Raw genomic sequence first — 1,594 nt, 5'->3', positions numbered from 1 at the left:
GTCACCGGAGCGGTCCGCGTAGTACGTCAGGGTCTTGGCGAACGCGGCCGCCACACCGACGTCGTTGGTGTAGTCGGCGACGGTGACGTGCAGTCCGCTGTTGGCACCGGGGCTCGAGGCGTTCCAGGTGTCGGGCTGGCCCGACCACTGGAGCGTGGAGGGAATCTGGTAGGTGCCGTCCGGGTTGATCGTGGTCTTGGACAGCGCCCACTTGACCCACTTGTCGAGGACCGTCTTGGCCTGCGCGTTCCCCGTCTGCTGGTACAGCTCGGCGACCCGCTCCATGGACCACGCCTGGAAGCCGAACCACTGGTTGGACGGCGGGTCGTGGTACACCGGCTTCTCGTCGTAGTACATGCCGTAGAACGTGGACTTCCCGGCCGGCGGGGTCGCGTACCGGCCCGCCCAGCTGTTGGTCGCACCGCCCGCGATGGCACCCTCGTCGGACTGCAGCCAGCGGTAGAACTCCAGCTGCCGGTCCATGGACTTGGCCCAGTCCGCCGCGCCCGTCGCCGACTTGGGCTTCAGCGGCGCGTAGTTGCCGAGCGCGTAGGCCGCCAGGGGGTTCTGGTAACCGCCGTGGGCGTGGCTGGAGCCGATGCGCCAGGCCCAGCCGGCACTGGTGTCCGTCGCGCCGCCCCAGGCGTAGTACCAGGACATCAGGTAGAACGAGGCGTCCTTGCCGGTGCCCGCGGGGCAGGTCGAGGGCCCGACGCAGTTGCCGGCCTTCTTGAAGTACTTGTCGAACATGGAGTAGCGCAGGTAGTCGCCCATCTTGGCGGCCTTGCCGACCGTCGCGGAGACGGCGGAGCCCTTGCCCTGCTCCTTCGCCCACAGATCCGCCCAGTAGGCGGCCTGCACGGCCCGCGCGTCGGCGTCCGGAGCGTTGGTGAACTTCCACTGCCTGGCGTAGGAGGCGTCACCGGTGAACAGGTCCAGATAGCCGTTCTTGCCGCCGAACTTGAAGGCGTCACAGGTCGGTTGCGGCACCGTCTCCCACACCGACTCCTGCGCGCCGCGCTGGAAGGTGTTGATGTAGGACGGGCCGGTGTCCGACGGACCCGCCTCGCACTTGCCGGGCGAGTTGCCGAAGCCGTAGACGTTGTCGACGTCCTGCAGCCAGTGCATGCCGTAGACGTCGTCCGTGCCGTAGGCGCTCTTCAGCTCCGCCGCGATCGGGTCGCGGCCGACCGGGACACCGGTGTCGAGCTTGGCCGGGTACTCGTTGGGCGTGTCCAGCTCGGGCGCGTAGGTGGCCGGCTTGGAGGCGTTGTAGAAGGAGTTGGTCGGCTGGTCGGCCTTGGTGGGGATCATGTACTTCTCCATGAGGTCCCACGCGCCGTTGAACTTCGACCAGTCACCGGTCACCTTGCCGTACATGGCCTGCAGCCACAGGAGGTAGCTGTACGCCTCCGAGGTGGTCTCATGACCGTGGTCCGGCGCCTCGACGATCAGCGTCTCGACCGAGTGGTAGGGGATGCCCTCGGGGGAGAAGTAGCCGTTCGCCGGGTTGGTGATCTTCCCGTAGAGCTCCAGGAACCGGGCGTCGTACACCTTCGACGCCGCCAGCTGGGTGACGGTCACCGATGCCTTG

General features: G+C 67.5%; 1 protein-coding gene. It reads right to left on the bottom strand.

The features are described from left to right. Positions 1-1,594 (bottom strand): glycoside hydrolase family 48 protein (locus ACZ7EG_RS40050; protein ID WP_471089978.1); only part of this gene is annotated, 1,594 nt, incomplete at both ends.

The sequence above is a fragment of the Streptomyces sp. NPDC037100 genome (assembly GCF_055606225.1).
This window is presented reverse-complemented; position numbering and strand designations above follow the sequence as displayed.